Below are 16,085 nucleotides of genomic sequence, written 5' to 3'. Positions count from 1 at the left end.
AAACTGCAGACCAGCCATGTGCAGCAGCTGTGAGAGCCAGACGGCGTACTCATCAGCCGTGCGGGTGGAATCGGTGGCCGCCCGCCACTGCGCAATCCAGGTCTGGCCGTCATGGACGGCGAAAAGGGTGTTGGTGTTGCCCTGTTCGATAGCCAGCAGCATCAGGCCTCTCCAAAGAAAACGTCGCCGGCGGTGATCCGCCGGATCTGGCCGTCGGCCAGCCGCAGGCGCAGGGCGCCATCGGGATCCATGCCCTCGGCCACCCCCTCGACGGTCTCATTCGGCAGGCGCGCGACGCAGGCCTGGCCGAGGCCATGGGCGCGCAGGGTCCAGCCCTGCGCTATGGCCGCAAAGCCCTGTACGGCCCAGGCGCTGCGCCAGGTCTCGAATGACGCGGCCAGGACGTCCAGGGCGGCCTGGGGCGTCGGGGGCGCGCCGTCCATGTGTTCGGCGAAGGTCGTGGATGGCCGCTCCGCGGCCTCCGGGCCGCTCACCAGATTGATCCCGATCCCGACCGCCAGCCAGAGTCGGCCGTCGGGGCGGGCGCCCGATTCCACCAGGATGCCGGCGGACTTGCGCCCGGCGATCAGCAGATCATTGGGCCATTTCACGCTGACCAGGCCCGGCGGCAGGCAGGACTCTGCCAGGTCGGCGGCGGCCAGGGCGGCTACGAAAGACAGTTGCGCGGCCTCCCCGGCCGGGCGGTCGGTGGTCATCAGCAGGGTGGCGGCCAGGTTGCCCGACCCGGTCTCCCAGGCCCGACCCCGCCGGCCGCGGCCGGCCGTCTGGCGCAGGGCGGCGATCCAGAGGGGGCCGCCCTCCCCCGCCTCGGCCCGGCGACGGGCCTCGGCGTTGGTGGAGTCGAGCTCGTCGAAGAACGCGATCGGCGGGTGAGCGGTAGCCAAATCAGGCCAGGCCGAAGGCGGCGGCCGCGGCCGCTGCGAGCGGATCGATGAAGGCCAGGGCCACCAGAACCACAGGGAAGGTGAACAGGGCCAGCGTCAGGGCGATGGTGCGGGCCTCCACCGGCGGGGTTTCCGTGGCGCCGGCCGAGGCGTCGAACCACATCACCTTGATCAGCCGCAGATAGTAGAAGGCCGCCACCACGCTACCCACCAGGGCGATGACCGCAACGACCCCAAGGCCCGCGCCAATGGCCGCCTTGAAGACATAGAACTTGGCCCAGAAGCCCGAGAAGGGCGGCAGGCCAAGGGCCGAGAGCGCGAACGCGCTCATGGCGAGCGCAATGCCGGGGCGTTCCTTGAACAGCCCCGCCATGTCTGAGATCGTCTCCATGGGCCGGCCATCCCGCGACAGGGCCGCGAGGCAGGCGAAGAAGCCGGTCACGTCCACCATGTATAGGACCATGAACACCAGCATGGCCTGAATGCCTGCGGCGTCGCCCGACGCCAGGCCAAGAACCGCGTAGCCGATATTGGCGATCGAGGAATAGGCCCACAGGCGCTTGAGGTTGGTCTGGGCCAAGCCCGCGAAAGCGCCGACCGCGACAGAGGCGAGCGCGATGATCACCAGGATCTGGCGCCATTGATCGGCTGCGCCACCGAAGCCTTCGGCCAGGACCCGGGCGAACAGCACCATGGCCGCCATCTTCGGCGCCGCGCCGAAGAAGGCCACGACCGGGGTCGGCGCGCCCTCGTAGACGTCGGGCGTCCACATGTGGAACGGGGCCGCCGAGATCTTGAAGGCCAGGCCGCAGATCAGGAACACCAGGCCAAACAGCACGCCCACATTGGCCCCGCCTTCAACCGACTGGGCGATGACGGTGAAGTGGGTGGAGCCGGCGAAGCCGTATATCAGCGAGGCGCCATAGAGCAGCAGGCCCGAGGACAGGGCGCCGAGGACGAAGTACTTCAGACCGGCTTCAGAGGCCTTGGCGTTGTCGCGATGGATGGCGGCCAGGACATAGAGGGCCAGGGAGTGCAACTCGACGCCGATATAGAGCGAGATCAGGTCGCCGGCTGAGGCCATCATGCCCATGCCGAGCGCGGCCAGGACGATCAGGATCGGGAATTCGAAATTGTTGATGCCCCGACGCTGGAACCAGGGCTGGCCAAGCGGGATGGCGATGGCGCTGGCGGCATAGATGGCCACCTTGGCGAAGGCCGAGGCCTGGTCGGCGATCAGCCCGCCGGAGAAGCCACGGCCCATGGGACCGAGGACAGCGGCGGCGCCGGCCGCCACCAGAAGGGCCACGGCCGCCAGGCTGAAGACCATGTTGGCGCGGCTCTGGAAGGCGCCCCAGACCAGCAGGACAAGGGCGCCCCCGGCCAGGATCAGTTCAGGCAGGGCGAGGCTCAGATCGGTGGAGAAGTTCATCTCAAAAGCCCCCTCACCCGCCGGTCGCGGCGCGGTAGACCGCGACCAGATTGTCGACCGAGGCCTGGGTGATATCGAAAACGGCGGCCGGATAGATGCCGAGATAGAGGGTGCCGATGATCAGGGGGGCGAAGATCGCCACCTCCCGCCAGTTCAGGTCCTTGATCTCGGCCAGGGCCGGATTGGTGATCTCGCCGAACACGACCCGCCGGTAGAGGCTGAGCGCATAGACGGCCGAGAGAATGACGCCGGAGGCCGCCACGATGGCCGCCCAGGTCGAGGCCTGATAGGCGCCGGCCATGGTCAGGATCTCGCCCACGAAGCCGGAAGTGCCCGGTAGGCCTACATTGCCCATGGTGAACAGCAGGAAGATGGCCGCGTACCAGGGCATCCGGTTCACCAGGCCGCCATAGAAGGCGATCTCACGGGTGTGCATACGGTCATAGACGACGCCGACGCAGAGGAAGAGCGCGCCCGAGATCAGGCCGTGGCTGACCATCTGGAAGATGGCGCCCTGTTCGCCCTGGGCGTTGCCCGAGAATATCCCCAGCGTCACGAAGCCCATATGGGCGACCGAGGAATAGGCGATCAGCTTCTTGATGTCGGTCTGCCGGAAGGCCACCAGCGAGGTGTAGACGATGGCGATGACCGACATGGCGAAGACCAGCGGCGTGAAATAGGCCGAGGCGTCGGGGAACATGGGCAGGGAGAAGCGCATGAACCCGTAGCCGCCCATCTTCAGCAGCACACCGGCCAGGATCACCGAGCCCGCGGTGGGGGCTTCCACGTGGGCGTCGGGCAACCAGGTGTGCACCGGCCACATGGGCATCTTCACCGCAAACGAGGCGAAGAAGGCCAGCCACAGCCAGATCTGGATCTCCTGACCGAAGTCGTAGGTCATCAGTTCGGGGATCGACGACGTGCCGGTGATGCCGATCATGCCGAGCACAGCGGCCAGCATCAGCACTGAGCCCAGCAGCGTGTAGAGGAAGAACTTGAAGGCCGCATAGACCCGGTTCTTGCCGCCCCAGACCCCGATAATCAGGAACATCGGCGCCAGGCCGAACTCGAAGAAGAGATAGAAGAGGATCAGGTCGAGCGCGCAGAACACGCCGATGACCAGGGTCTCCAGCGCCAGGAAGGCGATCAGGTACTCTTCGATACGATGCTCGATCGAGCGCCAGGAGGCGGCGATGCAGAGCGGCATCAGGAAGGCCGTCAGCACGACGAACAGCACCGAAATGCCGTCGACGCCCATGCGGTAATGGAGGCCGCCAAACCAGGCGAAGTCCTCGACGAACTGGAAGTCGGCCGTGGTCCGGTCGAACTGGCCGAGCATGACCAGGGATAGGGCGAGCGTCACCAGAGTGGTGACGAGCGCCACCCACTTGGCCAGCTCAGCCGATTTAGCGCTGCCCGCAGGCGCGATGAACCGCAGCGCCAGGATCGCCGCGACGCCCAGCAGCGGCGCATAGGTGATGAGCGAGAGAATGCCAGACATGACCTATCCCCGCCTCAAGCCTGCCAGAACCACAGGGCGAAGGTCAGAAGACCCGCCACCCCGAGCAGCATCACAAACGCATAGTGGTAGACGAAGCCGGTCTGCAGTTTGCCGGTCCGCCGGCCGATGGCCGCGGAGACGGCGGCCACGCCGTTCGGTCCAAGGCCATCGATGATCTTCTGGTCGCCGACCTTCCAGAACAGGTCGCCCAGACCGCGGGCGGCGCGGACGAAGGTGGCGTTGTAGAGCTCGTCGAAGAACCACTTGTTGTAGAGGAAACTCCAGACCGCACCCTCCTTGGCCGCCATCCGGGCGCCGAGGCCCTCGCGCAGCACATAGATGTAGAAGGCCACCGCCAGCCCCAGCATCGAGGCCACCAGGGGCGCATAGAGCACCCAGTGCGGCACATGGTGGGCGTGTTCGAGCACGTGGTTGGTGGGCGCGGTGAAGATGGCGCCGCGCCAGAACTCGGCCTGATGGTCGCCCACGAAGTGTTCGACGAAGGCGAAGCCCGCCGCTACGGCGCCAACGGCCAGCAATAGCAGCGGAACCACCATCACCAACGGGCTCTCATGGGGCGTGTGGGCGTGATGATGGCCATGATCATGGGCGTCCGGCAGGGGCTCGTCATGAGTCTCATGCTGGGCCGGCGCATGGGCGTGGTCGTCATGGGGCTCGTGGCCCCACTTGGCATGACCGTGGAAGGTCATGAAGGCCAGGCGCCAGGAGTAGTAGGCCGTCAGCCCCGCCGCCAGGATGCCGATGACGAAGGCGAAATAGGCGATGCCGTTCTCTTCGCCAGCGGCATAGGCCGCCTCGATGATGGTGTCCTTGGAGTAGAAGCCGGCGAAGCCCAGGTGCAGGTCAGGGATGCCGAAGCCGGTGATGGCCAGGGTGCCGATGACCATCACCGCATAGGTGACGGGCAGCAGCTTCCAAAGGGCGCCCATCTTCCGCATGTCCTGCTCGTGGTGCATGCCGTGGATCACCGAGCCGGCGCCCAGGAACAGCAGGGCCTTGAAGAAGGCGTGGGTGAACAGGTGGAACATGGCCGCCTGATAGGCGCCGACGCCCGCGGCGAAGAACATGTAGCCGAGCTGCGAACAGGTCGAATAGGCGATGACCCGCTTGATGTCGTTCTGAGCCAGACCCACCGTGGCGGCGAACAGGGCCGTGACCGCGCCGACCAGGGTGACGATCTGCTTGGTCACCGGCGCGTATTCGAACATCGGCGAGAGCAGGCAGACCATGTAGACGCCCGCCGTCACCATGGTGGCGGCGTGGATCAGGGCCGAGACCGGGGTCGGGCCTTCCATGGCGTCCGGCAGCCAGGTGTGCAGGAAGAACTGGGCCGACTTGCCCATGGCGCCGACGAACAGCAGGGCGCAGGCGAGGTCCACGGCGTGCCAGGTCTGGCCCGCGAACGACCAGCCGACCGAGGCGAGCTCCTCAACCCGCGGGAAGATCTCGGCGAACTCGATGGTGCCGAACATCCAGAAGACGGTGATGATGCCGAGCGCAAAGCCGAAGTCGCCCACCCGGTTGACCACGAAGGCCTTGATCGAGGCGGCGTTGGCCGTGGGCTTTTTGAACCAGAAGCCGATCAGCAGGTAGCTGGCCAGCCCCACCCCTTCCCATCCGAAAAACAGCTGCATGAAGTCGGCCGCCGTGACCAGGGCCAGCATGGCGAAGGTGAAGAGCGACAGATAGGCGAAGAAGCGCGGCCGGGAATCGTCCTCAGCCATGTAGCCCCACGAATAGACGTGGACGAGGGCCGAGACCGAGGTCACGACGATCAGCATGACGGCCGAGAGCCCATCGATGCGGATCGACCAGGCCGACTGGAAGTCTCCCACATTGATGAAGGGCAGCAGGGTCAGCGTAAACGCTTCCAGCCCGCCCCAGGTCCACTGAATAAACAGGGTCCAGGACAGGACGCAGGCCAGCAGCAGCAGGCCGGTGGTCACCGCCTGCGAGGCGAAATCACCGATCCGACGGCCAAACAGGCCCGCGATCAGGGCGCCCAACAGGGGCGCGAAAACCAGGATGATGGCGAGAGACTGAGGGGTCATAGGGTCCGTCAGCCTTTCATCACGGCGGCGTCGTCCACGGCGATGCCGCCGCGGTTACGGAAGAAGGTGACGAGGATGGCCAGACCCACGGCCGCTTCGGCGGCGGCCACGGTCAGGACGAACATGGCGAAGATCTGCCCCACCACGTCATGGAGATAGGCCGAAAAGGCGACGAGATTGATGTTCACCGCCAGCAGGATCAGCTCGATCGACATCAGGATGACGATGATGTTCTTGCGGTTCACGAAGATCCCGAAGACCCCGATCGTGAACAGGATGGCGGCGACCGCCAGATAGTGACTGAGCCCGATGGTCATTCGCCCATCCCCTCGCCCGGCTTGATCTGAACGGTGCGCATGCCGCTCTCGGCCGTGCGCGCCACCTGGTCGGCGATCACCTGACGGCGGACGCCGGGCTTATGACGCAAGGTCAGCACGATGGCGCCGATCATGGCCACCAGCAGCACCAGCCCCGCGGCCTGGAAGAAGTAGACGTAGTCGGTATAGAGCACCCGCCCGATGGTCTCGGTGTTGGACAGACCGTCCAGGGCCGACATGGGCTCGCGCGCGCCGCTGGCCGCCCCGCCCCGGGCCACCGCGGTGGCGACGATGATCATCTCGATCGCCAGGACGCCGCCCACCACTGCGCCGACCGGAGCGTATCTGGCGAAGCCCTGCTTCAGCGCGCCGAAGTCCACGTCGAGCATCATGACGACGAAGAGGAACAGCACCGCGACCGCGCCCACATAGACGACCACCAGCAGCATCGCCAGGAACTCCGCCCCCAGCAGCAGGAAGAGGCCCGCCGCCGAGAAGAAGGTCAGGATGAGGAACAGCACCGAGTGCACGGGATTTCTGACGGACACCACGGCGAGGCCGGAGCCGATGGTGACTGTCGCCAGCAGATAGAATGCGATCGCCTGCAAGGCCATGACGGCTCTACTTTCGCCCCTCAATCATCAGGTTGGTCCGCCCGCCGGGCGCATGGCCCGGTTGGGACGCCAACGTCCAAAAGCCCCGGAATCGCGCCTGTCTCTTAGCGATAGGGCGCGTCGAGTTCCAGGTTCTTCGCGATTTCCCGCTCCCAACGGTCCCCGTTGTCGAGCAGGCGATCCTTTTCGTAATAGAGCTCTTCCCGGGTCTCGGTGGCGAACTCCAGGTTCGGCCCCTCGACGATGGCGTCCACCGGGCAGGCCTCCTGGCACAGGCCGCAGTAGATGCACTTGACCATGTCGATGTCATAGCGGGTCGTCCGGCGGCTGCCGTCGTCCCGGGGCTCGGCCTCGATGGTGATGGCCTGGGCCGGGCAGATGGCCTCGCACAGCTTGCAGGCGATGCAGCGCTCTTCCCCATTGGGATAGCGCCGCAGGGCGTGCTCGCCACGGAAGCGCGGCGACTGCGGGTTGCGCTCGTTCGGATAGATGACGGTCGCCTTGGGACGCATCATGTACTTCATGCCCAGGCCAAAGGCCCCGATAAAGTCCATCAGCGCCGCGCCCTTGGCGGCCTGGCTGAGACGGGCGGCGAAACTCATCAGATCGCTCCTTGGGCCGGGCCGAACACGCGCCAGGCGGCGACCAGCACCACAGCCACCAGGGAGAAGGGCAGGAAGACCTTCCAGCCCAGGCGCATCAGCTGGTCGTAGCGGTAGCGGGGCACGATCGCCTTCACCATGGCGATCAGGAAGAAGAAGAACACCGTCTTGGCGAAGAACCACATGAAGCCGAAGAAGCTCTGTGCGGTCGCCGGCCAGCTCTCGATGAACGGCGTCGGGAACGGCGCCTGCCACCCGCCGAAGAACAGGATGGTGATGATGGCGCACATCAGGACGATGTTGGCGTACTCGCCGATCATGAACAGCAGGTACGGGGTCGAGGAATATTCGACCTGGTAGCCGGCCACGAGTTCGGACTCGGCCTCCGGCAGGTCGAAGGGCGGGCGGTTGGTCTCGGCCAGGGCCGAGATGAAGAACACGACCGCCATCGGGACCATGATCAGGATCATCGGCAGGTTGGAGAGCCCGCCGCCGAACACGTACCAGTTCCAGAAGCCGCCCGCCTGCTGCTCGACGATGGTCTGCAGGTTCATGGTGCCGGCCAGCAGGATCACCGTGATGATCACAAAGCCGATGGAGACCTCGTAGCTCACCATCTGGGCGGCCGAGCGCAGGCTGCCCAGGAAGGGGTATTTCGAGTTGGACGCCCAGCCGCCCATGATGATGCCGTAGACGCCGAGCGAGCTGATCGCCAGCAGGTAGAGGACGCCGACATTGATGTCCGACACCACCCAGCCCGGCGCTAGGGGCACCACGGCCCAGGCGGCGAAGGCCAGGACGAAGCTGATCAGGGGGGCCAGGATGAAGACCACCTTGTCGGCCCCGTCGGGGATGACGATTTCCTTCAGCACGAACTTGAGGAAATCGGCGAAGGATTGCAGCAGGCCGAAGGGCCCGACGACGTTGGGGCCTTTGCGCATCTGCACGCCGGCCCAGATCTTGCGATCGGCCAGCAGCAGGAAGGCCAGCGACAGCAGAATCCAGATCATGACAGCCAGAATCTGGCCCACAGTGATCAGCGTCCAGCCGCCTGGCGTCGCCCAGAAATTGGTGGTGGCGTCCATGCCCTACTCCGCGGCGATTTTTTCGGCGCCCGGCACGAGCGCCTGGCACTCGGCCATGGTCACGCTGGCGCGTGCGATCGGGTTGGTCAGATAGAAGGCCTTCACGGGACTCGCGAAGGGCGCGTCCGACAGATCGCCCTCCCCGCCAAGGATCGACAGGTCGAGCGCGCCAGGCGCGTCCGGCACATAGTCGATTCGGCCGAAGGTGGGGTGATCGGCGAACAGGCGGGCGCGCAACTGGTCGAGGCTGTCATAGGGCAGCTTGGCGTCCAGCAGTTCGGACAGGGCACGCAGGATGGCCCAGTCCTCTTTGGCCTCGCCCTTCGGGAAGACGGACCGTTCGCCGCGCTGAACCCGGCCCTCGGTGTTCACATAGAGGCCGTTCTTCTCGGTATAGGCCGCGCCCGGCAGGATCACGTCGGCCCGATGCGCGCCGGCGTCCCCATGGGTGCCCATGTAGACGACGAAAGCATCGGTGGCCGACAGATCCATCTCATCGGCGCCCATCAGGACCAGCAGGTCTGCGCCGCCTTTGGCGGTCAGCTCCAGGGCGGTCTTGCCACCAGCCTTGGGGATGAAACCCAGGTCGAGACCGCCCACACGGGCGGCGGCCGTATGCAGCACGTTCCAGGTCGCGTTGAAGGTGTCGGCCACGCCAGCGGCGGCCTTGAGCACGGCTGCGCCATCTGCGCGGGCCAGGGCGCCTGCCCCGACGATAATCGCGGCCTTTTCAGCGCCCTTGAGGGCCTTGGCGAAATCGCTGCGGGACTTGGACAGTCCGCTGAGCGTTTCTGGGCCGGCCCCAAGATAGTCATAGCCAAAGCTCAGATCGGCCTGCTCGCCGATCACGCCGACCCGCAGTGCGCCGGCCAGCCAGCGCTTGCGCAGACGGGCGTTGAACACCGGGGCCTCCAGGCGGGGATTGGTCCCCACCAGCAGGATGACATCGGCGTCTTCAATGCCGGCGATTGTGGAATTCAGCAGCCAGCTTTCGCGGGGACCGTCGCCCAGGGCCATGCCGTCCTGGCGGCAGTCGAGGCTGGTGACGCCCAGGGCGCCGAAGAGGTCGAGGGCGGCCTTCATGGACTCAGCGTCCTGCAGGTCGCCGGCGATCACGCCCATGCGGTCCGGAGCCGTCGCCTTGACCTTGGCGGCCACGGTCTGCAGGGCTTCGGCCCAGGTGGCGGGACGCAGCTTGCCGGTCTCGCGGATGTATGGGCGATCCAGCCTCTGGCGCGACAGGCCATCGACGGCGTAGCGGGTTTTGTCGCTGATCCACTCTTCGTTGACGTCGTCATTGATGCGCGGCAGCACGCGCAGCACGGCCGGGCCGCGGGCGTCGACCCGAATGGCCGAGCCCAGGGCGTCCATGACGTCGATGCTCTCGGTCTTCTTCAGCTCCCAGGGCCGCGCGTTGAAGGCGTAGGGCTTTGAGGTCAGGGCGCCGACCGGGCAGAGATCGATGACATTGGCGCTCAGCTCGGACGTCACGGCGGCGTCAAGATAGGTCGTGATTTCAACGTCTTCGCCGCGGGAGATCAGGCCGATCTCCGGCACGCCAGCGACTTCGGTGACGAAGCGCACGCAGCGGGTGCACTGGATGCAGCGGGTCATCACCGTCTTGATCAGCGGACCCATGAACTTCTCTTCGACCGCGCGCTTGTTCTCGCCATAGCGGGAATCGTCGCGGCCATAGCCCATGGCCTGGTCCTGCAGATCGCACTCGCCGCCCTGATCGCAGATCGGGCAGTCCAGCGGGTGGTTGATCAGCAGGAACTCCATCACCCCGTGACGGGCCTTCTTGACCATCGGCGTGTCGGTGAAGATTTCCTGGCCTTCAGCCGCCGGCAGGGCGCAGGAGGCCTGCGGTTTGGGCGGGCCAGGCTTCACCTCGACCAGACACATGCGGCAGTTGCCGGCGATGGACAGGCGCTCGTGGTAGCAGAACCGCGGGATTTCCTTCCCGGCCAGCTCGGCGACCTGCAACACCGTCATGCCGGGTTCGAACTCGACCTCGACGCCGTCGACCTTTGCGATGGGCATGTCTTTTACTCCGCAGCCACGAGCGTGGCGCCCTGAACGTGCGGACGTCCGGCGCGGTACTGGGTGATGCGATCCTCCACTTCGTGGCGGAAGTGACGGAAGAGACCCTGGATCGGCCAGGCGGCGGCGTCGCCCAGACCGCAGATGGTGTGGCCTTCGACCTGCGAGGCCACATCGAGCAGCATGTCGATCTCGGTCATCTCGGCCTCGCCGGTGACCATCCGCTCCATGACCCGCCACATCCAGCCGGTGCCTTCACGGCACGGCGTGCACTGGCCGCAGCTCTCATGCTTGTAGAAGTAGGACAGCCGGGCGATCGACTTCACGATGTCGGCGTCCTTGTCCATGACGATGACCGCCGCGGTTCCGAGCCCGGAGCGCATCTCGCGCAGGGAATCGAAGTCCATCAGCGCGGTCTCGGCCATTTCGGCGGTGATCATCGGCACCGACGAGCCGCCCGGGATGACCGCCTTCAGATTGCCCCAGCCGCCGCGGATGCCACCGCAATGCTCTTCGAGCAGCTGGCGGAGCGGGATCGACATGGTCTCTTCGACCACGCAGGGGCGGTTCACATGGCCGGAAATGGCCATCAGTTTGGTGCCCGTGTTGTTGGGGCGGCCAAAGCCCGCAAACCACTCGGCGCCGCGGCGCAGGATCGAGCCCACCGTGGCGATCGTCTCGACATTGTTGATGGTGGTCGGGCAGCCATAGATGCCGGCGCCGGCCGGGAACGGCGGCTTCAGCCGCGGCTGCCCCTTCTTGCCTTCCAGGCTTTCCATCAGGGCGGTCTCGTCGCCACAGATATAGGCGCCGCCCCCGTGGGTCACATAGAGGTCGAAGTCCCAGCCATGTACATTGTCCTTGCCGATCAGCCTGGCCTCATAGGCTTGGCGGATGGCGGCCTCCAGGCGCTCGCGCTCGAAGACGTACTCGCCGCGGATATAGATGTAGCAGGCGTGCGCCCGGATCGCGTAGCTGGCAATCAGGCAGCCTTCGATCAGCAGGTGCGGATCATTGCGCAGGATCTCTCGGTCCTTGCAGGTGCCCGGCTCGGACTCATCGGCATTGACCACGAGGTAATGCGGCCGCTCGCTTTCCTGCTTGGGCATGAAGGTCCACTTCAGGCCGGTGCCGAAGCCCGCCCCGCCGCGCCCGCGCAGGCCGGAATTCTTGACCTGATCGCAGATCCACTCGGGAGTCTGCGACAGGATTTCCCGCACGCCATTCCAGGCCCCGCGCCGCTTCGCGCCCTCGAGCCCGAAGTCGTGCAGGCCATAGAGGTTCGTGAAAATGCGGTCCTTGTCTTCGAGAATCCCGACCACGCCCCTCAAACTCCTTCTTTCGCGCGCCGGAAGGCGGCGATGAACCAGATCTGCGCCGCAAACCCTGCGGCCAGAGCGACGCCGAAAATGGCGAATAGCCAGTCCTGTCCGGAAACCAGCGCGCCGATCACCGCCGCGACGGCCGCCGCCAGGCAAAGGCCGTTGATCACCGCCATGCGCATGAACCGCGCCTTGATGCCCGCCTCTGCGCTCACGCGGTCGGCTCCGCCTTGGCCTTCGCCTTGGGCGCGGCATTGGGGATCTTCTTCAGCGGCTTGGCGGCCGAGCCGTCATAGAGGGCCGGATCGGACAGGGTCAACGGACCGCCCTCGGGCGCCGATCCCTGGCGCTTGGCGGCAGACCCCGGCGCCGGCGCCTTGCCGGCAGCAAAGTCGTCCAGCAGGGCCTCGAAGCTCTCCGGCGTCAGGTCTTCGTAATAGTAGTCATTGATGGCGGCCATGGGGGCGTTGGCGCAGGCGCCCAGGCATTCGACTTCCTGCCAGGTGAACTTGCCGTCCGCCGACAGGTGATCCTTTGCGCCGATCTTGCGCTTGCACACCGCCATCAGGCTCTCGGAGCCGCGCAGCTGGCAGGGCGTGGTGCCACAGACCTGGACCAGGGCGACGCTGCCCACCGGCTCGAGCATGAACATGGTGTAGAAGGTCGCGACCTCCAGCACCCGGATGCGGGCCATGCCGAGCATCTCGGCCACGGTTCGGATGGCAGGCTCACTGACCCAGCCGTCCTGCTTCTGGATCAGCCACAGGATCGGGATCACCGCCGATTGCTGGCGGCCGGCCGGGAACTTGGCGATCCACCACTTGGCCTTTTCCAGCGTCTCGGGCTGGAAGGCGAAGCTAGCGGGTTGGTTGGGCGAAAGACGACGAACGCTCACATGCCCCTCACTTGACGAAGTCGATGCGGGCGATCTTGCCGCCGGCGATGGTGTAGATGGCGGCCACTTCGAAGCTGACCGGCCCGGGCTGGCGATAGACCCGCTCGTGATCGATCACCCGGTCGCCAATCACCACCCGATGGGCGAGTTCGGCGCGGTTCTGCGGATGCTCCGCGAACAGGGCCACGTGCTTGGCCCGGAAGGCCTCAAGTCCGTCCACCGTCACCGCGCCGTTGAAATCGGCGACGATCAGGTCATCGGCGAAGAAGCCGCAAAGGGCGTCCACGTCCTGGGCGTTATAGGCGTCAAGTTGACCCTGGGCGAGGTCGGCCGACTGGGGCGCAGCTGCGGCGTTCATCGGTCGATCTCCCCGAACACGATGTCCAGCGAGCCGAGGATGGCCGAGACGTCAGCCAGCATGTGGCCGCGGTTCATCCAGTCCATGGCCTGCAGGTGCGGATAGCCCGGCGCGCGGATCTTGCACTTGTAGGGCTTGTTGGAGCCATCGGAGACCAGGAAGACGCCGAACTCGCCCTTGGGCGCCTCGACGCAGGCATAGACCTCGCCGGGCGGGGTCCGGTAGCCTTCCGTGAACAGCTTGAAGTGATGGATGAGCGCTTCCATCGAGCGCTTCATCTCGCCACGACGGGGGGCGCCGATCTTGTTGTCTTCGGTCAGCACCGGGCCGGGGGTCTTTTCCAGGCGATCGCAGCACTGCTTCATGATGCGGACCGACTGACGCATCTCTTCCATGCGGCAGAGATAGCGGTCGTAGCAGTCGCCGTTCACGCCCAGCGGAATGTCGAACTCCAGCTCGTTGTAGCACTCATAGGGCTTGTTGCGGCGCAGGTCCCAGGCGATGCCCGATCCGCGCACCATCACGCCGGAGAAGCCCCAGTCGAGGGCCTCCTGCTTGCTGACCACGCCGATATCGACATTGCGCTGCTTGAAGATGCGGTTGCCGGTGATCAGGCTGTCGATGTCCTTCAACGCCTTGGGGAAGGCGTCGCACCAGGCCGAAATATCGGCCACCAGGGCCGGCGGCAGGTCCTGGCGGACGCCGCCGACGCGGAAATAGTTTGCGTGCAGCCGGGCGCCCGAAGCCCGCTCATAGAAGACCATGAGCTTTTCGCGCTCTTCGAAGCCCCACAGCGGCGGGGTGAGCGCCCCCACGTCCATGGCCTGGGTGGTGACGTTGAGCAGGTGGTTCAGGATGCGACCGATTTCCGAATACAGGACCCGGATCAGCTGGGCCCGGTAAGGGACCTCGACGGCCAGCAGCTTCTCGATGGCGAGCACATAGGCGTGCTCCTGGTTCATCGGGGCCACATAGTCCAGGCGATCGAAATAGGGGATCGTCTGCTGATAGGGCCGGTACTCCATCAGCTTCTCGGTGCCGCGATGGAGCAGACCCACATGGGGGTCCACGCGCTCGACGACTTCGCCGTCCAGCTCCAGGATCAGGCGCAGCACCCCGTGCGCGGCCGGATGCTGGGGACCGAAGTTGATGGTGAACTTGCGGATTTCGGTTTCGGCGGAGGGGCTGTGGGCCAGCTGGGCCTCGGATGCGGGGACGACTTCGCCGGTCATGCCTTGGGCTCCGCCTTTTCGTCGCCCGGAAGGGCGGCGAAGCCGCGCTCGGCGCCTTCCCACGGGCTGAGGAAGTCCCAGTTGCGCCACTCGGTCATCTTGATGGGCTCATAGACCACGCGCTTGAGCTCGTCGTCATAGCGCAGCTCCACATAGCCGCTCATGGGGAAGTCCTTGCGCAGCGGATGGCCGTGGAAGCCATAGTCGGTGAGGATGCGGCGCAGGTCCGGATGGCCCTCGAAGAAGACCCCGTACATGTCGAAGGCCTCGCGCTCGTACCAGTTGGCGCAAGGATAGGCCGGGGTCGCGGTGGGGACAGGCGTGTCCTCGTCGGTCACCAGCTTGATCCGCACCCGCAGGTTCTTGCTCATCGACAACAGGTGATAGACCACCTCGAAGCGCTTCTCGCGCTCGGGATAATCCACCGCCGTCAGGTCGATCAGCACCTCAAACCGGTAGTCGGGGTGATCGCGCAGGAAAGTCAGGGCCTCGACGATGCGCGGCAGGGGCGCGCTAAGCGACAGCTCGTCATAGGTCACATGGGCGGCGGTCAGGGCGCCGGCGCTGTTGGCCACCATGGCCTGGCCGAGCGCCTGCAGGTCGGCGGCGGAGACGGGCCAGCTCATCGTTCGATCGTCCCGGTGCGGCGGATCTTTTTCTGGAGCTGCAGAACCCCATAGACCAGCGCCTCGGCCGTCGGCGGGCAGCCCGGAACATAGATGTCCACCGGCACGATGCGGTCACAGCCGCGGACCACCGAATAGCTGAAATAGTAGTAGCCGCCGCCATTGGCGCAGGAGCCCATGGAGATGACGTAGCGGGGGTCCGGCATCTGGTCGTAGACCTTGCGCAGGGCCGGAGCCATCTTGTTGCACAGGGTGCCGGCGACGATCATCACGTCGGACTGCCGCGGGCTGGCCCGCGGGGCGAAGCCGTAGCGCTCCAGGTCGTAGCGCGGCATCGACGCCTGCATCATCTCGACGGCGCAGCAGGCCAGGCCGAAGGTCATCCACATCAGCGAGCCGGTGCGCGCCCAGGTGATCAGGTCGTCGGCGGCCGCAGTGATGAAACCCTTGTCGGCGAGTTGGTCATTGACCCCATCGAAGAAGGGATCGTGAACCTTAGGGTCATAGCCCTCGACGGTCGCCCGGGCGGCCGAATTGGCCGGAACGATCACTCCCATTCGAGGGCCCCCTTCTTCCATTCATAGATGAAGCCGACAGTCAGAATGCCCAGGAAGGTCATCATCGACCAGAAGGCGAACTGCATGGCTTCGGTGGGCAGGTTCATCAGGCTGACGGCCCAGGGGAACAGGAACGCGACCTCAAGGTCGAAGATGATGAAGAGGATCGAGACCAGATAGAACCGGACGTCGAACTTCATCCGCGCATCGTCGAAGGCGTTGAAGCCGCACTCGTAGGTCGAGAGCTTTTCAGGGTCCGGCGCCTTGGGCGCCAGCACGGCGGCGGCCAGCACGAAGGCCAGGCCCAGAACCGCCGCGATCCCCAGGAAAATCACGATGGGCAGGTACTGCAGAAGGAACGCGTTCATGGAGTCCTCGAAGGAGTCGCGGGCCCTTCTAGACCAGCAATGCGCAGGGTTCAAACAGCGGATTCCGACAACAGAGATACGCCATGGTCGCGCCTGCAGCGGCTGCGGCCAGACGTCGCGAGGTGAGCAGCGCGCCCAGCAGGCGGGCATTATCCG

The 16,085-nt window shown here is 65.7% G+C and carries 18 protein-coding genes; all 18 read right to left on the bottom strand.

The window, feature by feature from the left end:
* The coding region (locus Q8N19_RS07025; protein WP_305588962.1) for a type III pantothenate kinase at positions 1–165 on the bottom strand (165 nt) is incomplete at its 3' end.
* The gene (locus tag Q8N19_RS07020; protein ID WP_305588951.1) at positions 162–905 is read right to left on the bottom strand and encodes a biotin--[acetyl-CoA-carboxylase] ligase; all 744 of its coding nucleotides are present in this window, start codon (positions 903–905) and stop codon (positions 162–164) included. The genes Q8N19_RS07020 and Q8N19_RS07025, both read right to left, overlap by 4 nt.
* Before the next feature lies 1 nt (position 906).
* A complete protein-coding gene (gene nuoN, locus Q8N19_RS07015) occupies positions 907–2,337 on the bottom strand; it encodes an NADH-quinone oxidoreductase subunit NuoN (RefSeq protein WP_305588949.1) in 1,431 nt (476 codons plus the stop codon).
* Between the two features lie 13 nt (positions 2,338–2,350).
* Positions 2,351–3,838 (bottom strand): NADH-quinone oxidoreductase subunit M, encoded by a 1,488-nt coding sequence (locus Q8N19_RS07010; protein ID WP_305588947.1) that lies wholly within the window; start codon positions 3,836–3,838, stop codon positions 2,351–2,353.
* Positions 3,839–3,852: 14 nt separating this feature from the next.
* Positions 3,853–5,910: an NADH-quinone oxidoreductase subunit L gene (nuoL, locus tag Q8N19_RS07005; RefSeq protein WP_305588945.1), complete on the bottom strand. Its 2,058-nt coding sequence runs from the start codon at positions 5,908–5,910 to the stop codon at positions 3,853–3,855.
* A gap of 8 nt (positions 5,911–5,918) precedes the next feature.
* Entirely contained in the window at positions 5,919–6,227 is a 309-nt protein-coding gene (gene nuoK, locus Q8N19_RS07000) for an NADH-quinone oxidoreductase subunit NuoK (RefSeq protein ID WP_293321340.1), read from the bottom strand.
* Entirely contained in the window at positions 6,224–6,841 is a 618-nt protein-coding gene (locus Q8N19_RS06995; RefSeq protein ID WP_305588938.1) for an NADH-quinone oxidoreductase subunit J, read from the bottom strand. Before Q8N19_RS06995 ends, nuoK begins: the two co-directional genes overlap by 4 nt.
* 104 nt (positions 6,842–6,945) lie before the next feature.
* Positions 6,946–7,443: an NADH-quinone oxidoreductase subunit NuoI gene (gene nuoI, locus Q8N19_RS06990; RefSeq protein WP_293321344.1), complete on the bottom strand. Its 498-nt coding sequence runs from the start codon at positions 7,441–7,443 to the stop codon at positions 6,946–6,948.
* Positions 7,443–8,528: an NADH-quinone oxidoreductase subunit NuoH gene (gene nuoH / locus Q8N19_RS06985; RefSeq protein WP_293321346.1), complete on the bottom strand. Its 1,086-nt coding sequence runs from the start codon at positions 8,526–8,528 to the stop codon at positions 7,443–7,445. The genes nuoI and nuoH overlap by 1 nt, the downstream gene beginning before the upstream one ends.
* Positions 8,529–8,531: 3 nt before the next feature.
* Positions 8,532–10,571, bottom strand: coding sequence for an NADH-quinone oxidoreductase subunit NuoG (nuoG, locus tag Q8N19_RS06980; RefSeq protein ID WP_305588934.1), 2,040 nt, complete (start codon positions 10,569–10,571; stop codon positions 8,532–8,534).
* A 5-nt stretch (positions 10,572–10,576) separates the two neighbouring features.
* Positions 10,577–11,893: an NADH-quinone oxidoreductase subunit NuoF gene (gene nuoF, locus Q8N19_RS06975; protein WP_305588932.1), complete on the bottom strand. Its 1,317-nt coding sequence runs from the start codon at positions 11,891–11,893 to the stop codon at positions 10,577–10,579.
* 5 nt (positions 11,894–11,898) lie between these two features.
* Positions 11,899–12,075 carry a hypothetical protein gene (locus tag Q8N19_RS06970; RefSeq protein ID WP_305588930.1) on the bottom strand — a complete coding sequence of 59 codons (177 nt, stop codon included), beginning with the start codon at positions 12,073–12,075 and terminating at the stop codon, positions 11,899–11,901.
* Between the two features lie 29 nt (positions 12,076–12,104).
* Positions 12,105–12,788 (bottom strand): NADH-quinone oxidoreductase subunit NuoE, encoded by a 684-nt coding sequence (nuoE, locus tag Q8N19_RS06965; RefSeq protein ID WP_305588928.1) that lies wholly within the window; start codon positions 12,786–12,788, stop codon positions 12,105–12,107.
* 7 nt (positions 12,789–12,795) lie between these two features.
* Positions 12,796–13,146 carry a nuclear transport factor 2 family protein gene (locus tag Q8N19_RS06960; RefSeq protein WP_305588926.1) on the bottom strand — a complete coding sequence of 117 codons (351 nt, stop codon included), beginning with the start codon at positions 13,144–13,146 and terminating at the stop codon, positions 12,796–12,798.
* Positions 13,143–14,378, bottom strand: coding sequence for an NADH-quinone oxidoreductase subunit D (locus Q8N19_RS06955; protein WP_305588921.1), 1,236 nt, complete (start codon positions 14,376–14,378; stop codon positions 13,143–13,145). The genes Q8N19_RS06960 and Q8N19_RS06955 overlap by 4 nt, the downstream gene beginning before the upstream one ends.
* Positions 14,375–15,004, bottom strand: a complete 630-nt coding sequence (locus Q8N19_RS06950) for an NADH-quinone oxidoreductase subunit C (protein WP_305588914.1) — start codon at positions 15,002–15,004, stop codon at positions 14,375–14,377. Before Q8N19_RS06950 ends, Q8N19_RS06955 begins: the two co-directional genes overlap by 4 nt.
* Positions 15,001–15,582, bottom strand: a complete 582-nt coding sequence (locus Q8N19_RS06945) for an NADH-quinone oxidoreductase subunit B family protein (protein WP_305588912.1) — start codon at positions 15,580–15,582, stop codon at positions 15,001–15,003. Before Q8N19_RS06945 ends, Q8N19_RS06950 begins: the two co-directional genes overlap by 4 nt.
* On the bottom strand, positions 15,552–15,929 hold the full coding sequence (locus Q8N19_RS06940) for an NADH-quinone oxidoreductase subunit A (protein ID WP_293321188.1): 378 nt from the start codon (positions 15,927–15,929) through the stop codon (positions 15,552–15,554). Before Q8N19_RS06940 ends, Q8N19_RS06945 begins: the two co-directional genes overlap by 31 nt.
* Positions 15,930–16,085: the final 156 nt, after the last annotated feature.

The organism is Phenylobacterium sp. (genome assembly GCF_030693405.1).
Classification (GTDB): domain Bacteria; phylum Pseudomonadota; class Alphaproteobacteria; order Caulobacterales; family Caulobacteraceae; genus Phenylobacterium.
The sequence above is the reverse complement of the archived record's forward strand: the minus strand, read 5'-3'. Positions and strand labels throughout refer to the sequence as shown.

Bases quoted from the DNA above. Each gene is read 5' to 3' on its own strand.
- nuoK (WP_293321340.1), bottom strand. From the start codon at position 6,227: ATGACCATCGGGCTCAGTCACTATCTGGCGGTCGCCGCCATCCTGTTC.
- Q8N19_RS06960 (WP_305588926.1), bottom strand. From the start codon at position 13,146: ATGAACGCCGCAGCTGCGCCCCAGTCGGCCGACCTCGCCCAGGGTCAA.
- nuoH (WP_293321346.1), bottom strand. From the start codon at position 8,528: ATGGACGCCACCACCAATTTCTGGGCGACGCCAGGCGGCTGGACGCTG.
- Q8N19_RS06940 (WP_293321188.1), bottom strand. From the start codon at position 15,929: ATGAACGCGTTCCTTCTGCAGTACCTGCCCATCGTGATTTTCCTGGGG.
- Q8N19_RS07010 (WP_305588947.1), bottom strand. From the start codon at position 3,838: ATGTCTGGCATTCTCTCGCTCATCACCTATGCGCCGCTGCTGGGCGTC.
- nuoL (WP_305588945.1), bottom strand. From the start codon at position 5,910: ATGACCCCTCAGTCTCTCGCCATCATCCTGGTTTTCGCGCCCCTGTTG.
- Q8N19_RS06955 (WP_305588921.1), bottom strand. From the start codon at position 14,378: ATGACCGGCGAAGTCGTCCCCGCATCCGAGGCCCAGCTGGCCCACAGC.
- Q8N19_RS06970 (WP_305588930.1), bottom strand. From the start codon at position 12,075: ATGCGCATGGCGGTGATCAACGGCCTTTGCCTGGCGGCGGCCGTCGCG.
- nuoN (WP_305588949.1), bottom strand. From the start codon at position 2,337: ATGAACTTCTCCACCGATCTGAGCCTCGCCCTGCCTGAACTGATCCTG.
- Q8N19_RS06995 (WP_305588938.1), bottom strand. From the start codon at position 6,841: ATGGCCTTGCAGGCGATCGCATTCTATCTGCTGGCGACAGTCACCATC.
- nuoI (WP_293321344.1), bottom strand. From the start codon at position 7,443: ATGAGTTTCGCCGCCCGTCTCAGCCAGGCCGCCAAGGGCGCGGCGCTG.
- Q8N19_RS06950 (WP_305588914.1), bottom strand. From the start codon at position 15,004: ATGAGCTGGCCCGTCTCCGCCGCCGACCTGCAGGCGCTCGGCCAGGCC.
- Q8N19_RS06945 (WP_305588912.1), bottom strand. From the start codon at position 15,582: ATGGAAGAAGGGGGCCCTCGAATGGGAGTGATCGTTCCGGCCAATTCG.
- nuoG (WP_305588934.1), bottom strand. From the start codon at position 10,571: ATGCCCATCGCAAAGGTCGACGGCGTCGAGGTCGAGTTCGAACCCGGC.